Annotated in this window: 11 protein-coding genes; 3 read left to right on the forward strand and 8 right to left on the reverse strand. The window is 36.8% G+C overall.

What is annotated here, in order from left to right; all coding sequences use genetic code 11:
* Position 1 precedes the first annotated feature (1 nt).
* The 5 genes from M0051_RS01315 to M0051_RS01335 form a co-directional block, all read right to left on the reverse strand.
* Positions 2-2,395 carry an ABC transporter substrate binding protein gene (locus M0051_RS01315; protein ID WP_306739748.1) on the reverse strand — a complete coding sequence of 798 codons (2,394 nt, stop codon included), beginning with the start codon at positions 2,393-2,395 and terminating at the stop codon, positions 2-4.
* A 99-nt stretch (positions 2,396-2,494) separates the two neighbouring features.
* Positions 2,495-3,667: an ATP-binding protein gene (locus M0051_RS01320; protein ID WP_306739749.1), complete on the reverse strand. Its 1,173-nt coding sequence runs from the start codon at positions 3,665-3,667 to the stop codon at positions 2,495-2,497.
* A gap of 126 nt (positions 3,668-3,793) precedes the next feature.
* Positions 3,794-4,378, reverse strand: coding sequence for a porin family protein (locus tag M0051_RS01325; RefSeq protein WP_306739750.1), 585 nt, complete (start codon positions 4,376-4,378; stop codon positions 3,794-3,796).
* Positions 4,379-4,547: 169 nt separating this feature from the next.
* Positions 4,548-5,756 carry an aminopeptidase C gene (locus M0051_RS01330; protein ID WP_306739751.1) on the reverse strand — a complete coding sequence of 403 codons (1,209 nt, stop codon included), beginning with the start codon at positions 5,754-5,756 and terminating at the stop codon, positions 4,548-4,550.
* A 279-nt stretch (positions 5,757-6,035) separates the two neighbouring features.
* Complete coding sequence (locus M0051_RS01335; protein ID WP_306739752.1) at positions 6,036-6,746, reverse strand: AAA family ATPase; 711 nt, start codon at positions 6,744-6,746, stop codon at positions 6,036-6,038.
* Positions 6,747-6,914: 168 nt separating this feature from the next.
* Between M0051_RS01335 and M0051_RS01340 the strand changes: the two genes are divergently transcribed.
* From M0051_RS01340 to kdsA, 3 genes are all read left to right on the forward strand, one after another.
* Positions 6,915-8,900: a tetratricopeptide repeat protein gene (locus M0051_RS01340; RefSeq protein WP_306739753.1), complete on the forward strand. Its 1,986-nt coding sequence runs from the start codon at positions 6,915-6,917 to the stop codon at positions 8,898-8,900.
* Between the two features lie 37 nt (positions 8,901-8,937).
* The gene (locus tag M0051_RS01345; RefSeq protein WP_306739754.1) at positions 8,938-10,212 is read left to right on the forward strand and encodes a replication-associated recombination protein A; all 1,275 of its coding nucleotides are present in this window, start codon (positions 8,938-8,940) and stop codon (positions 10,210-10,212) included.
* Positions 10,213-10,546: 334 nt separating this feature from the next.
* Complete coding sequence (gene kdsA, locus M0051_RS01350) at positions 10,547-11,365, forward strand: 3-deoxy-8-phosphooctulonate synthase (RefSeq protein ID WP_268189437.1); 819 nt, start codon at positions 10,547-10,549, stop codon at positions 11,363-11,365.
* 390 nt (positions 11,366-11,755) lie between these two features.
* Here the strand turns inward: kdsA and M0051_RS01355 are convergent, their stop codons facing one another.
* The 3 genes from M0051_RS01355 to nuoE are packed head-to-tail and all read right to left on the reverse strand — an operon-like array spanning position 11,756 to position 15,295.
* Positions 11,756-13,546: an NADH-dependent [FeFe] hydrogenase, group A6 gene (locus M0051_RS01355; protein ID WP_306739755.1), complete on the reverse strand. Its 1,791-nt coding sequence runs from the start codon at positions 13,544-13,546 to the stop codon at positions 11,756-11,758.
* Between the two features lie 47 nt (positions 13,547-13,593).
* Positions 13,594-14,781 carry an NADH-ubiquinone oxidoreductase-F iron-sulfur binding region domain-containing protein gene (locus M0051_RS01360; protein ID WP_120240306.1) on the reverse strand — a complete coding sequence of 396 codons (1,188 nt, stop codon included), beginning with the start codon at positions 14,779-14,781 and terminating at the stop codon, positions 13,594-13,596.
* A gap of 46 nt (positions 14,782-14,827) precedes the next feature.
* Complete coding sequence (nuoE, locus tag M0051_RS01365; protein WP_306739756.1) at positions 14,828-15,295, reverse strand: NADH-quinone oxidoreductase subunit NuoE; 468 nt, start codon at positions 15,293-15,295, stop codon at positions 14,828-14,830.
* Positions 15,296-15,792: the final 497 nt, after the last annotated feature.

Below are 15,792 nucleotides of genomic sequence, written 5' to 3' on the forward strand. Positions count from 1 at the left end.
TTTACTCTTGTAATTTAAATTTAACGATAAAGCTTGCACCTCCGTCGGCATTGTTATAGTTGGAAATGTCTCCTTGAAATCGATCTATAAAAGATTTTACAATGGCCATTCCTAATCCACTTCCCGATTCTGGTCCTTTAGTTGTAAACAATGGATCATAAATCTTTTCTTGAATTTCTTCATCTATTCCTGTTCCATTGTCATGGATTTCAAAAATTCCATATTCCTTATCCTTGCTCAACCTAATTAAAATTCGCTTGGATTTCTTTTTCACCTTATCCAGTGAATGAATCGAATTTACAATCAAATTAACAACAATTTGCTCAAACTGTATGAAATTGGAATGCACTAAAATTTTCTCCCCAGACAAATCACTTTGTAGCTCAATACTGTGATCATAAACTTGTCTTTCCACCAAAGATAAAGCACTATTAACCGCACTTAGCATGTCAACCGTTTCGCTTCCAATATCCCTTGGTTTCTCCCAGAATTTACGCATGTGTTTAATAATGGAGTCAATTCGCTCTGTCCCCTCAGATATGGTCTTAATTTTTCTGGTAAACATCTCAGGCAACTCACCAGGGTTTCTTTTTTGCCAGAACAATACGCTATCAGCAGTAATTTTTATGGCATTTAATGGCTGATTAATTTCATGTGTAATTCCTGCTGCCATAACTCCAATAGAGGCCAATCGAGATGATTCTTCCAACAATCGAATGGCATCCATATTTTTTTGTTCTGCCTCGATTCTTGCTTCCATCAGCGAATTTCGCTCCCATGCATTGGCAATCATATTTACAGTACTTAGGAAGATGGAAATTTCATCTCTTGTCCATTTGTATTGCTGATTTTGAGAAAATCCCATTAATCCAAGCACTTTTTTCTCAACAACCACTGGTAAAATTACTACAGACTTGATATTTCTTTTTCGATAGTATTCTCTCTCCTTATCTCCTAAATTAGAAAGATCATTTGAAACAATACTCCTATGCTTTTGCAAACGCGCAATAACATCCTCCAATTCCGAAAAATAAAACTGATCTACATCTTTTATATTTTTCCCTTTGGTAGATACTCTACTTTTAATTTTCACCGCAGAATCATCGGAGGATTGAATCGAAAAAAGACTAATTCTGGCCACATTTAATTCCTCTGTCATCAATTTTAAAACATCATCCAAAACATGCTTAAAATCAGCAGAAGCATTCAGCAAACGCCCAATAATACCAAGTAATCGCTCATGCTTGACTGATATTTTTAATCGTTCTTTTTCTTTGATTAAAGCGCGTTCCGCTCTTATTCTCCTTATGATAGCTCTCGATAGAACTATAATAATAATGGTAGAAATGGATAAAATTCCCAGAACAATATGAACCCAATCCTTGTGTTCACTATAAAAAGATCGAGGCGAGTTTCGAAGAAATGTTCCCTTTGGCAAAACGCCATCATCAATATTAAATCGTTTTATTTCATTGTAGTTTACAACATATTGATCCAAAGGCTCTCTGTAAATGGGAATAGAATCAACAGGTGTTCCATTTAGAATATTATCTACCATTTTTGCAGCCATCTCGCCATGGAAACTTCCTTTTACAATTTTCCCTCCAATTACACCATCGTTAACATAGAATGACCATGCAATATAAACCGGAACTTTACTGGCAGGAATCAAAAGATCCAAATTATCCTGAAAGCTTATAAACTTGCCTTGTTTATCTTTGTTAAAAGTAAGTAACAAAATGGATGTATCACCTTTCACTTTTTTTACATCGGTTACCAATTCATCCATAGTTTTATCTTCGTAATAGATAAACTCCAATTGATCTTTATACTTTTTTTGTATATCAATCAGGGATAACTTGTTGAGTTTTCCCGTTGTAGTTATATTATCATTGATTACAACAAGTTGTTTGGTTTTAGGCCTTGTCTTAAGAATTAGGTCAATTACTCCGTCCCAGTCAACCTCTTCGGCTACACCAGTTATATTTTGCATTCCTTCAATCATTTCATCTTTAAAATGATTGATCCCACAAAAAACAATAGGAGTATTCTTAAAATATTTGTCCCCATGATTGCGAACAAAGGAGAGTGCATTATTGTCAGACACAATAATTGCATCATATTTTTCCTTCATCAGCTTCAAATCATACAATTCAATTAGCTTCTCAAGGTATTCGGGTGATGGGTTTCTTTTGGTATCAAGATATTCGTAATCAAGCTCATATTTATTCCCAACGGAATCCATAACCGATTGAATACCCAGGTTTACATTATCGGTCCAACGCAAACCTTGATGATAGGAATGAAGAACAAGTATTTTTTTTCTGCCATTGGAATAAGCAACAATTGAACTAAACAGAAAAAAAATGATTAATAAATTGCGTAAACACCTCATATCTTATTTGAATTGATAAGAAATACTTGCCCAATATAAGTGAAATATCAACATTATAGGCAGATGCTAAGATGTTACGCAGAAGTTTTAAAGAGGTTATCAAACAGCAATCGTAAAAATAAATTTACTTCCCTTGCCCAATTCACTTTCAACTCTAATCTCTCCACCATGCCTCTCAACAAACTCTTTACAAAGAATTAAGCCAAGTCCGGTTCCTGATTCATTTTCTGTACCGTTCTTGCTTACCTTTTCATCAATTTTAAACAATTTGCTAATATTTTCCGGTGTAATTCCTATCCCGTTATCGGCTACTGTAATTTCAATAAATTGACCTACAACCTGTGAGCTGACTTTAATCACGCCCCCACGAGGAGTAAATTTAATGGCATTGCTTACCAAATTTCGAACTACCGTATCAATCATGTTTTCATCAACAAAAGCCTTAAGGTTTTCATCAATCTCTGCTGATAAACAAATTTCTTTGTGCTCTGCACTTCCGGTTAGTAAATTGACCACTTCGTTTACCAAATTCCATAAATCAACCTGTTTAGGTTTAAATTCGATATTACCTGTTTGCATTCGGGCCCATTCCAAAAGGTTTTCCAACAATTTGTATCCCCTTCTAGCCGATTGATTAATGATTTCATGAAAATTGTGAAGTTGCTCTTTGCTAAGCTCATCTGAACTATTTACCAGAAAATCGGAAGCTCCAATTAATGATGCAAAAGGATTTTTTAAATCATGTGCAATAATGGAAAAGAATTTATCTTTTGTTGCATTTAACCTTTCCAGCTCTTTTCTTTGCTTTTCAATCATCACCTTTTGGCGAGTCAATTCTTCCTCCAACTGATCCTTCACCATCATACGCTTTCTGATATTCTGCAAAGGAATCAGAACTGTATCAATAATCTTAATATTGAATTTAAGTTCAACTTCTCTCAAGTTCGCCTGTGTACATTGCAACAAAACACTATCAACCTTCGCTTTTGCCGAAGCCGAACGAGTATCGGTATCGATTAATGCGTACTCTCCAAAACTTCTTCCCTCTTTTAACTCAATAAATATGTGATCCTCATCGTGAATTTGTACACATCCTTCGGCGATTACATATACTGCTCCTCCTGGGTCTCCTATGGTAAAAATGCTTTTTCCTGCAGGAACATTCTTTGTTTCAACAATTTCAGAAAGGTAAGTAAAGACTTTCTCATCCAGCTCGGCCAGAAAATCTAATTTCTTTAACAATGAAATTTTGGTATCAGAAGGTAATATCATTTTAGGTCGTGATTTGGTCGACTACAAATTTATCTCTTTATTGTTTTAAATAAATAAAATTAAAAAAATAAAGACAAAAAAAAACTGCTGATAATTTCAGCAGTTTCAATACTTTATATGATCTGATTAGAACAATTTAAATCCTAATGTTACATTAAACATTTTATTCTTCTTTAGGAACTCTGATGAAACATCACTTAATCCAAACTCATAATCTACATCCAAAGTAAGTTTCCAAACATCAACACCTGCTCCTACTTTAGCATTCCAAACAGCTCCTTCAAAATCCTCATCAACTTCCATTAAAGTAGATTTAAAGCTATCGTCGATTTTAAAAGAAGCAACTGGCCCTGCAAATGTTCTTAACTTAAAAGCTGGAAGTTTTACAAGCTTATAACCCAAAAGCATTGGTATATCCAAACTTTTTCTCTTAATATCAAACCCCATACCGTCAACAACTAATTCACTTTTTCGAGAAACATAATTTAATTCCGGTTGTAAATACCATTTGTTCAAATTAATTCTCAAAAAAGCACCAAGCATCATTCCGTTATCTGACTTATCCTTTATTGTTGTGGCATCAGGAATTTCAGAATCAATTTTAGTACTTACCAAACCTGCGTGCAAACCAAAGTTTACAGGAGACGACACTTGTGCGAATAATGCAGAACTGAATAAACAGATCACTGCAAATAAGATTAATTTCTTCATAGTTAAATTATTTTCAATTTTTAGAAATACTAATTTAATAGTTTTTTTTAACATTAATCATTAATTTAAAGTTATTAATGTTATAAAATATAATATATACTACTAAATAAACCGAATGGATACAAAAAAACCCGACTCAAAGCCGGGCTATTTTTTTGTTATGATGGGATTACAATCCCAATTTCTTTTTCATTTCTTTCGACAAAGCATCTTTGTGAATCATGAAAGACATGGTTTTGTATGCTACGAATGGGAATGATGCATAAAAGTATCCGTTGTACTTGTTGCTATCATCAGCCCATGAGTTCTTCACTATAAAGTATTTGTTATCTTTTTGATCCTTTGCAATACCTACAATGTGCATACCGTGATCATCAGTAGTTGTGTAGTTATCATATGCTACTTGACGCATTTCTTGAGTAATTTCCTTCTCTTTAACCGGACCTGCATTTCCACTTAATTTAGCAGCTTTCTCAGTTTTTGAAAGAGATTCCCATTTTGAAATTTCAGAATCTGTCATGTTTTTAGTTTCAGTTTCAGGAACAATAGCGATCCCTTTTCTGTACATGAAACCTTTTTCACTTACGTCAGAAGCCCAACCAATGGTATAACCATCCATGATTGCTTTCTCCATGATTTCCATCATTTCATTCAATGGAACATTGTAAACTTCATCCCACAACCAGTTATCAGGAACTTCGATAATGAATTTTTCATAGAATGGGTGGTGAGTGTATGATGAAATTTCGATATAATCATCAGCATTCACACCTACAAAATCCTTAGCAAATGACTTTGGCGTATACTCTTTTCCTTCGTACTCAAATTTCTCTGGCTTCTCTCCCAAATAAGAATCCAGAATACCATCGAAACCTTTGTGCCAAACCGGAGTTAATTTCTTGTTTCTATTCTTGATTACAGCAGTAACGTAGTCATTCAAAACAGCATCCAACTCACCATGAGTATGTCCTTCTTCGCCGTAATTTAATCCTTCGTAAACTCCTTCAGGAACGATACCGTAGTTTTTCAAAACATAAGTAACATCGTGGAAGGCTCCACCGCCACCAAAGTTGAAATTACCATGCATTCTAACATGTCTTTTCGCTTTATCTGAATAACAGTTGTATACTACGAACATTTCAGACAAATCCACTTCTGGTTTACCCATTCTAATCATTTCTGATTCGATGAATGACAAACCTGAGAATGACCAACATGTTCCTGATCTGTGCTGATCTTTTACAGATGTTGCAGGTAATCTTTTGATATCAGAAAACTGATAAGCTTCTTTTTTCTTCTCATCTTTTTTCACGCCAGCAGAAGCCGAAAATGCCAAGCCTGCTGCTAAAAGTCCAACGCTTAAGAATTTTAATTTCATTTGTTAATAATTTAGTGTTCGTTTGGAATTAGATTCCAACATCAATTAACCCCCTATCATACTACTGATCAATTGACAATGAACATTTATGTATTTTGTTATAATGTATTCAAACGCTTGCAAAATTAGCAAAAGCAAATCCTTAAACAAGAACTATTGTCAGTTTAACACATGTTTTAGATTAATCCTATATTTTTCTGATTTTCCCAATAAAAAATGAGAGTATGCGTAAACAGTACTCCCATTTTATTGCTCGATATAATATTATTGTGAGTTAATTTAACCCATTACAATTTGCTTGCCCAAAACTCCTTTTTTTTCCATTAGGTCCAAACAGGAATTTACAATATCCTCTTCTCGCAAAGTTTTTGAATTGTATATTACATCAAAAACAGTTGCCGACAATGGCTCTTTGTTAAAGTAATTTCTCAAAATTTCTCTTTTCTTATCAATTTCTTCTGCATACTTATGCATCTCCTCCATGCTTAACTTATAAATTTTCTGCAATTGAGAAGCCCTCCAATCCAAAGGCGCATGCAATTTTACATGAAATGATCTTACAATATCATTGGTCAGAACCACACCTCCTCTACCAATAATGATACAGTTTCCTTTACATGCAAACGACCTTACCACTTCTGCAATTGTCTTTTTAATTTTTCTATCGCTTTGATAATACTTACTCGACAGAGCTGCCAGAATCTCATCCCATGTTGATTTTTCCATAGAATTAAAAACATATTCAATTTTAGCGGGATCCAAATTTAATTCTTTTGCCGATCGCTCAAGAATTTCCTTGGTCAAAACAGTCCATCTCTTTCCGGTTTTTACACTTAGCCTAGCAGCCAAGCTATTTGCAATATTGATTGCTGTGCATCCGCACTCACGAGAGATGGTAACAACAGGTCCTTCACAAAACATTTCCTTTTTAGGATCGATAATTTTTGATTCATACCTTTTCTCCATGTATTTTAACAAAATATTGTCCATATCCACCTCCAAATTAGTTAGTTTATCTCTTTATAATTTAAGATTTTTTAAGAACATATAAAAATGAAATGGCTCGGTTCTTGTTATATAGAGTGATTATTTAAAAGAAGGTTTTTTTATTTTTATAAATTTGTAATTCATAACTCAAGCTCACCAAAAAAGAATACAATGCGCAATAGATTTGTTCAGCTTATTATCTCTCTGATTATATTATCCTGCCCTATAGTTTTAAAGGCACAATTAAACACCAACAACATTTTCGATAAAGGTAGGAGTGCAATTTATTTTGATGATTACACCGAAGCAATCAACAAATTCAATGATATTATCCGAGTAAAACCATATTTACCTGAACCTTATTTCTTTCGAGGATTGGCCAAATCTCATCTTGAGGATTACAATGGTGCAATTGTTGATTATACCAAAGCCATTGAGCTAAATCCCAATTACACTTTTGCTTTTCTCTACAGGGGAATTGCTAAAAATGCACTAAAAAGATTTCAGGGTGCGATCATTGATTTCGATAAGGCCATGTTACTTAAACCCAATATGGCAGACATCTATTTTAGCAAGGGGAATAGCTTGCTATCCTTAAAACAATACAAAAGTGCAGAAGAAAATTATTCCAAAGCCATTCAAATTGATCCTGAAATATTGGGCGTTTATTTAAATCGATCCATCGCACGTGAAAATCTGGATGATATTGAAGGAGCCATAAAGGATTGCAACAAAGCCATTCAGCTAAATAACTTCTCGGCCCATGCCTTTGGAAACAGAGGGTATCTGAAATTCAAAAAAGAAGATTACGACGAAGCAATAAAGGATTACAACCGCGCTTTAAAACTTGAACCGGAAAACACAAGAGTTCTTATGGCGAGAGCTTTTGCAAATTACCGCTTAAAAGATTTAAAGGGAACCATGGATGATTACAACAAAGTGCTTGAAATTGATCCAAACAATGCTCACTGTTACTACAATAGAGCCTTGCTAAAATCCGAAATTGGTGACTACAATTCTGCAATTGATGATTTCAACAATGTATTGGAGATGAATCCCGATAACATGTTAATATATTTTAACAGGGGATTTGTAAAAACCGATATTGGAGACTTGTATGGTGCAATGGCCGATTTTAGTACTGCCATTCGAATCTATCCTGATTTTGCAAAAGCCTATCTGGCAAGGGCATCCGTAAAACGTGATTTAAATGATGAGAAAGGCGCTATGAAGGATAGACATCAGGCGTTACAGATTATCGACAGGTACAAGAAAATGAAAAACGAAGGCAAAATGTCAGCCTTTGTTGATACAACAGAAAACTTTCAGCGTCTAATTGACTTGAATTCGAGAGAATCATTTACCGAAGAGATTATTAAAGGACGCGTACAGGACAAACGTGTAAGCATCGAATTGGAAGACAACTTTCACATTACACACTTGAGCATGGATAGCTTGCGTGCAGGAAAAATTCAGTATTACGATCAAACGATCATGAAGTACAACCAGCAGCAGAATTACAGTCCTGCCTTTACCATTTCCAATCACAAAAGAAGATATCCAAAATCATTGGTTGAAGAACAAATTTCCATTGCTCAAAATCAAATTCAATCCAATCCGGCCAAAGCTTATTTCCACAGGGGAACCTATCAGTTAATGGATAAGAAATACAATAATGCCATTGATGATTTTAACAAGGCTATTGAGAAAGATAAAAACCAGATTTTTGCATATTTCAATCGCGCCAACGCATTGGTTGCCATGACGGATTACATCCAATCCATTGGAACTGGAAATGAATCGGTGGTAAGCTTAAGACCGGATGATAAAAAAGATAAAAATGAGGTGATTGTTGATTACTCCAGCGCAATTAAAGATTACACCAGGGTTATTCAATTAGATCCAAGCTTTGGTTTTGCAATTTTCAATAGGGCTAATGCCTATGCAAAATCGAAACAGTTTAAGAAAGCCATTGCCGATTATGATTGGGCTTTACAATTAGATCCTAACTTTAAAGAAGCATATTACAATCGTGGGCTAATTTATTTATTCCTAGATGATAAAACATTGGCATACGAAGATTTGAGTAAGGCTGGTGAGCTTGGATTAATTGATGCATACAATGTGATCAAGCGATATTGTAACAAACAAGATTAAAAAATTATCCTGACATCAGGATGGAACGATAAAATAAATGACACCAAATCAACCTTTAGCTGAACGCCTGCGTCCAAAAGATTTAAACAATTATCTTGGACAAAAACATTTGGTTGGCGAGAAAGCCGTACTGCGCAAAATGATAGAATCAGGAAACATCTCCTCTTTCATTTTGTGGGGACCTCCCGGAGTTGGCAAAACGACTCTGGCAAAAATCATTGCGAATCAGCTGAATCGTCCATTCTACACGTTATCGGCAGTTAACTCTGGTGTTAAGGATGTTCGTGAAGTAATTGCCAAAGCCGAAAGTCAAAGGTTTTTCTCTTCTCCAAACCCGATTCTGTTTATCGATGAGATTCACCGATTTAGCAAATCGCAACAAGATTCTTTATTGGGAGCGGTTGAGAATGGAACTGTAACCCTAATTGGTGCTACTACTGAAAATCCTTCTTTCGAGGTTATTTCTCCACTTCTTTCAAGATGCCAGGTTTATGTACTTAAAGCACAGGAAAAAGAAGAGTTGGAGCACTTGATCGATCATGCCATTGAGAACGACAGCTACCTCAAAGAAAGAAACATCAACATCAAAGAAAAGGATGCTCTGCTAAAATTTTCAGGTGGTGATGCTCGAAAACTCTTAAACATCCTTGAGCTCGTAATCAACTCTCAAACCAGCGATGAAATCATCATCTCCAATGAATTGGTGACCAAGGAACTTCAGGAAAACCCATCGATGTACGACAAAGATGGTGAGCAGCATTACGATATTGCTTCCGCAATGATCAAATCCATTAGAGGGAGCGATCCGGATGCAGCTGTATATTGGTTGGCCCGAATGCTGGAAGGTGGTGAAGATCCAAAATTTATTGCTCGCCGACTGGTAATTTCATCCAGCGAAGATATTGGGTTGGCCAATCCCAATGCCTTACTGCTTGCCAATGCATGCTTTCAGGCCGTTAATTTGGTTGGAATGCCCGAATCCAGAATCATCTTGTCGGAAACTGCCATTTACCTTGCTACATCACCCAAAAGTAATGCTTCCTATCTTGCAATAGGCAAGGCGCAAGCATTGGTAAGAGAAACAGGTAATTTGGCTGTGCCACTGCACTTGAGAAATGCGCCTACCAAATTGATGAAGAATCTGGATTATGGAAAGAATTACAAATATTCTCACGATTATCCAGGTAACTTTGTAGAACAGGATTATTTGCCACAAGAAATTAAAAATCAACGCTTGTATATCCCACAACAAAATGCTCAAGAAGCAAAAATTTGGGAGAGATTAAAAAATTGGTGGAAGAATCGTTTTTAATTACTCAAAGCAGTGATTTAACTAAAGCAACAAAGCCTGTTTGTAGCTTTAGGGCATCTTAAGGACAAGCTGATTATACGTAGAATAACTTTTAGTAAGACGGGGAAGCTAAGAACTTGTTCGAAGATCACCCCGCCGCACTTAATGTTATTCAAGTATCAGTAGTTTGGGCTTAAGCGCCCTAGATTCTTTGCTTACTTTCTCATCAATGGAGAAAGTAAGAGCCCTTGCGGCTTGAGCAAAGAATCGACTTTTAGCAGAAGAATTAATATACAGACAATAATCAGAATAGAAGCAAAATTGCTTACTTTTGCCATGAATAAAACCGTAAATCATGATTGAAAATATTCCAAATATTAAACACACCGATAGTGGTAACTTTTTTCTTTTAGCTGGTCCTTGTGCCATTGAGGGCGAAGAAATTGCCATGAGAATTGCTGAAAGAGTTGTTGAAATTACCAACAAACTTGAAATTCCATACATCTTTAAAGGATCATACCGCAAAGCCAACCGTTCAAGATTGGATTCTTTTGCTGGTATTGGTGACGAAAAAGCGCTAAAAATCCTTAAGAAAGTAAGCGATACTTTCGGAGTTCCAACCGTTACAGATATCCACAATCCGGAAGAAGCTGCCATTGCTGCAGAATATGTAGATGTATTGCAGATTCCAGCATTCCTTTGTCGTCAAACTGATTTGTTGGTAGCTGCTGCAAAAACAGGTAAAGTTGTTAACATCAAGAAAGGACAATTTTTGGCTGCTGAATCCATGAAGTTTGCGGTAAACAAAGTTCGTGAATCAGGTAACGATCAAGTGGTGCTTACCGATAGAGGAAACATGTTTGGATACCAGGATATGATTGTTGATTACAGAGGCATTCCAGTAATGCAAGAAAACAATTGTCCTGTTGTTTTGGATATTACTCACTCTTTGCAACAGCCAAACCAGGCTGGTGGTGTAACCGGTGGACGTCCTGAACTAATCGAGACGGTTGCCAAGGCAGGTATCGCTGTTGGTGCTGATGGTATCTTCATCGAAACGCATCCTGATCCTGCAAATGCAAAATCGGATGGTGCGAACATGCTACACCTTGATTATTTGGAAGATTTGCTGACCAAATTGGTTGCAATTCGAAAAACAATCAATCAATTCTAATATCGAAATCATTAAGAAATTCCCATAGGGTTCTGAGAGTATCACTTGAAGTGATGCTCTTAGTTGTTTTATACAGGCATTGGTATTTGAAATGATTGATACCCTCACTTGAAGTGAGCACATCAAAATGCAGATTACTCCTTTTTAAATAAATCACCATGCTGAATTAATGAATGTTTCCCTTAAAAGGGAAACTGTCGACAGACTATAGGGTGAAAGGATAATAAAAATTCACAAAGCACCCCTCTGGCTGTCGCCATCTCCCCTAAAAAAAGGGAGAATCTATAATTTTTAGTATGATACATAGTATTCTACGTCAGGTAAAAAACATACAAAACAAAAGATCCGGCCTCAACCGGATCTTTCCTTTTTACACAAAATTAACAACTACTAGTACTGCTCACGCTTCACATATGTGGTATGAAGTAATTTGTGAGATTTATGGCTTAAAGGTTCTTCTAAGAATTCCTTATAAATTTGAACGATTTCAGGATTTTCGTGTGACTTTCTGATCGGAAGATCACTATCCTCATTGTAAATCGCTTGCATTCGCTTCATACGAACTTCATCATCTACCGGATATGGTTGACCACCACCACCAAGGCAACCACCTGGACATGCCATTATTTCTATGAAGTGATAGAAACTTTCTCCATTCTTGATGTTATTCATTAATTGATGAGCATTCTCAAGACCATTGGTAATTGCACACTTCAGCTCAACACCTTCCAGGAATTTCCAATCATCAACAGTTCCCTCAATCTTAATGCTCGCTTCTTTCACACCTTCCAGACCACGAACAGGAAGAATTTCAAGATTATCAAATGGCACCTCACGTCCGGTTACAATTTCGTAGGCTGTACGAAGAGCCGCTTCCATTACACCACCGGTTGCACCAAAGATGACTGCAGCACCAGAACCCGTTCCCATAATGGAATCAAAGGATTCATCGTTTAATTTTTCAAACTCAATACCAGCCTGACGAATCATTACAGCAAGCTCTCGGGTAGTCAATACAAAATCAACATCCTTGTAACCGCTATCCTTCATTTCAGGACGATTGGCCTCATATTTCTTCGCCGTACAAGGCATGATCGAAACAGAAACAATATTTTGAGGATCTACTTTAACGTTCTTCGCATAATAGGTCTTTGCCAGAGCACCAAACATTTGCTGAGGCGATTTACAAGTAGACAGGTTAGGAAGGTATTCCGGATATTTGTGCTCGATATACTTCACCCATCCCGGAGAACAAGAGGTTGCCATAGGCAATGCAACATCAGGATCATCCTCTACCAATGCGCGCTTCAATCGGGTCAAAAGCTCGGTTCCTTCCTCCATAATGGTAAGGTCGGCAGTAAAATCAGTATCCAATACCGAATCAAATCCCAAACGACGAAGAGCAGAAACCATTTTACCGGTAACACGAGTACCCGGCTCAAATCCCAGTTCTTCACCCAAACCGATACGAACAGCAGGAGCCGTTTGCACCACTACATGAGTTTCAGGATCTGCAATGGCATCCCAAACTTTCTCTACATACGATTTTTCGGTTAAAGCACCCGTAGGACAGTGAACGATACACTGACCACAATTGGTACAAACCACCTCGTCCAATGCGCGATCAAAAACGGTGGAGATCTTCATCTCGGAACCTTTGTGAGCTACTGCAATGGCACCAACACTCTGAATCTCGGCACAGGTACGAACACAGCGCTGACAACGAATACACTTCGAATCATCCTTTTCAATGGCAGGAGAAATTCTGTCAACCGTATAGTTCTTATCAGGAACCAAATCAATAAAATCCTGATTGGTGATCTGGTATTCAGCCGACAATTCCTGCAATTCACAATGCCCATTGCGATAACACTTGGTACATTCCTCGTTGTGCTCGGTAAGCAACAATTCGATGATGTGCTTGCGACAATTGCGAACTTTCAGTGTATTGGTATTAATTTCCATACCTTCTGAAACAGGCATGGCACATGAAGCTACAAGTTTATTGTTTCCAACCTGTTCTACTACACAAACACGACAGTTCCCTGCAACGCAAAGGTCTTTGTGATAGCATAAAGTTGGTATTTTGATATGGAGTTTTTCAGCTGCTTCGAGAATGGTTTTTCCCTCTTCTACACTTACAGCTATTCCATTGATTGTTAAATTTACCATGTTTGACATATCAAATTTCTTTTTAATGGTTTAAATAAATAGGAATTAGCTCTTTCTTAGTAAATCATTTCCTCTCGGAAATTTTCTACAATAGAAGAGAATGAATTAGCCACAGACTGGCCCAAACCACATTTAGCCGTCAACTTCATCGTATCGGTAAGTTTAAGCAATTGGTCCAAATAAGAGGCTGGCTTCTCACCGCGCTTCACGGCTTTGATGCCTTTTAGTAGTTGCTGACAGCCCACTCTACATGGAGTACATTGTCCGCATGATTCCTCCTCGAAGAAATCCAGATAGTTGTTCAATACATTGTACATGGAACGAGAAGAGTTGAAGATCATCATCGATCCTCCCGTAGGCAATGAAATACCCGTTAATTTTCCCTGATAACCAATGGAAGTCTTTCCAAATCGTTTACGTGGAACCAAGAAACCAGAGGCTCCACCCACCTGAACAGCTTTGGTGTCACCATCACCAAAATCGTCGACGAAATCCTGAACCGACATCCCCAGCTCCAATTCATAAATGCCTGGGATTGGCGTATCACCCGAAACCGAGAACACCTTCGATCCGCGAGAATCTTTCACACCCAGTTCGCGAAATTTCTTCGCTCCATACTTTAATATGGTATAGGAATGTGCCAATGTCTCCACATTGTTGATTACCGTTGGCTTGTCCATATAACCAATCTCGGTTGGGAAAGGAGGCTTATTTCTAGGCTCCCCGCGCTTGCCTTCCATCGATTCAAACAGAGCACTCTCCTCACCACAGATGTATGCTCCACTTCCCATGAAAATTTCAACACGAAAATCCAATCCCAATTCGTCTAATATATCGTGAAATCTCCTCAATTCCTTTTTCAGATTTGGAACCAAGAATTTATATTCTCCTCTTAAATAAATGTAGCCTTTTCTTGCACCAATAATTTTAGCACAAACCGCCATACCGGATAGAACTTTATGAGGAACCCGGGTTAAAATTTCCCTGTCCTTAAAGGTTCCTGGTTCGCCTTCGTCGGCATTACAAATCACAAATTTTTCATCTACTTTTTGCTCGGCAGTCAATTTCCATTTTAAGCCAGTTGGAAATCCTGCTCCCCCTCTACCCTTGAGACCGGAATTCACCATCTCATTGATTACCTCCTGATTGGACCTTGCCAATGCATTTCTAAGAATCTCTTTACAATCCTGCTCATTTTTAAAGATCAAATCGATTCTATGAAGTTGTTTTTTAGTTGTTGTCATACCAAAGGGTATTTAGATTGTTAGTTTTGCTTTATCTAATACTTGCTTAGTTTTCTTCGCGATATTCTCTTAAAATATCCACCACCGATTCTGGCGTAAGCTCCGTATAAACATCGTCGTTCACCAGCATGGCAGGCGCCTTATGACACCATCCCAAACAGTTGGTCTGAAGAATGGTAAACTTTTTATCTACCGTAGTTTCACCAACCTTAATCTTTAAGAAACTCTCAATTGCCTGGATGATTTGGTTTTTACCTTTCATGGCACAGGTAATTGTTTTGCATACGCGAATTACATACTTGCCTCTTGGATCTGTGTCGAGGAAGGAATAGAAGGTAGCCGTTCCGTAAACATCAGCAGCAGGTATGCTCATTTCTTTGGCAATCTTCAAAATTGCCTCTTCCGATAGGTATCTTTCCTGATCAATCACTCCCTGAAGAATTGGAAGCAAATTTTCGCGATCAGTACCGTGCTTGGCAACTAAATCATGCACTAATTTCTCTTGAAAATCCATACACTGTAGGTTTTAGGGTTAATATTAATAGAGTTATACCGATTATTTAATGACTTTGGCTTTTGGTTCACCAACTCCTAAAAGCCATTCATTAATATATCTGCATTATACCACCACCAACTTCTTAGTATAAATGGCATAACACTATGAATATAGAAAAATTAAAGAATTTTTTCTCTATTTATTTAAAAAACCTTAACAGTCAATCTATTACCAAAGCAAACAATAATAAAGCTTAACTTAAAAAACACACAACACCCCAACATCAACAAACAAAAGGCCTCTGGAAAGTTGACGTTTATAATAATTTTTCAATACGTTCAACATAAAGTGCCACAAAACATACGTAATTTGTATTTAGACTTCTTTTAAACTATGATAAACATGACAAAAGTCATAAAGAAAGCCTTCAGTAATTATCCGAAGGCTTTCTCTATGAATACTTTAAAGCTTTTTACTATTTATATAGTTGCTAAAAGATTATAAAATCAACAGGA

It is taken from the genome of Marinifilum sp. D714, assembly GCF_030851345.1.
Classification (GTDB): Bacteria; Bacteroidota; Bacteroidia; order Bacteroidales; family Marinifilaceae; genus Marinifilum.

Excerpts from the sequence above, each read along its gene's own strand:
- M0051_RS01315 (WP_306739748.1), bottom strand. The coding sequence starts at position 2,395 with ATGAGGTGTTTACGCAATTTATTAATCATTTTTTTTCTGTTTAGTTCA.
- M0051_RS01335 (WP_306739752.1), bottom strand. The coding sequence starts at position 6,746 with ATGGACAATATTTTGTTAAAATACATGGAGAAAAGGTATGAATCAAAA.
- M0051_RS01360 (WP_120240306.1), bottom strand. The coding sequence starts at position 14,781 with ATGACAACAACTAAAAAACAACTTCATAGAATCGATTTGATCTTTAAA.
- M0051_RS01345 (WP_306739754.1), top strand. The coding sequence starts at position 8,938 with ATGACACCAAATCAACCTTTAGCTGAACGCCTGCGTCCAAAAGATTTA.
- nuoE (WP_306739756.1), bottom strand. The coding sequence starts at position 15,295 with ATGGATTTTCAAGAGAAATTAGTGCATGATTTAGTTGCCAAGCACGGT.
- M0051_RS01320 (WP_306739749.1), bottom strand. The coding sequence starts at position 3,667 with ATGATATTACCTTCTGATACCAAAATTTCATTGTTAAAGAAATTAGAT.
- M0051_RS01330 (WP_306739751.1), bottom strand. The coding sequence starts at position 5,756 with ATGAAATTAAAATTCTTAAGCGTTGGACTTTTAGCAGCAGGCTTGGCA.
- M0051_RS01325 (WP_306739750.1), bottom strand. The coding sequence starts at position 4,378 with ATGAAGAAATTAATCTTATTTGCAGTGATCTGTTTATTCAGTTCTGCA.
- M0051_RS01340 (WP_306739753.1), top strand. The coding sequence starts at position 6,915 with ATGCGCAATAGATTTGTTCAGCTTATTATCTCTCTGATTATATTATCC.
- M0051_RS01355 (WP_306739755.1), bottom strand. The coding sequence starts at position 13,546 with ATGTCAAACATGGTAAATTTAACAATCAATGGAATAGCTGTAAGTGTA.
- kdsA (WP_268189437.1), top strand. The coding sequence starts at position 10,547 with ATGATTGAAAATATTCCAAATATTAAACACACCGATAGTGGTAACTTT.